Below are 418 nucleotides of genomic sequence, written 5' to 3'. Positions count from 1 at the left end.
AACGAAGCAAAAGGTTTTGGTTTCATCGAGCAAGAATCTGGTCCTGATGTTTTCGCACATTTCAGCGCAATCTCTGGCGACGGTTTCAAAACTTTAGCTGAAGGCCAACGTGTACAGTTTACTGTTACTCAAGGTCAAAAAGGCCCACAAGCTGAAAACATCGTTAGCATCTAATTGCTTTCGTTAAATGGGTTAGCAATAACCCATTTTGAATACTAGTTTGAAAGAAATTTTGTTTTATTTGTTAGTACCGAGTTGTTTTAGTAATAATCCTGCACGATATCCTCAAGTTAACTATTTTTTCCGGCTCAATCGCCTCTTTTCAGGCACACTTATATTAATTTTTTAGGATACATATTATGTCTAATACAACTACTGGTTCAGTAAAATGGTTTAACGAAGCAAAAGGTTTTGGTTT

The 418-nt window shown here is 36.1% G+C and carries 1 protein-coding gene; it reads left to right on the top strand.

The genetic code is table 11. The features are described 5' to 3' along the window. Positions 1-174: cold-shock protein (locus H5120_RS20060; RefSeq protein WP_182675887.1), on the top strand; the 174-nt coding region annotated here is incomplete at its 5' end. Between the last annotated feature and the right edge of the window lie 244 nt (positions 175-418).

Source organism: Pseudoalteromonas sp. SR43-2 (assembly GCF_014163885.1).
GTDB lineage: Bacteria > Pseudomonadota > Gammaproteobacteria > Enterobacterales > Alteromonadaceae > Pseudoalteromonas > Pseudoalteromonas distincta.
Note: the sequence above shows the minus strand (reverse complement) of the source record. Positions and strands in the feature narration are given on the sequence as shown.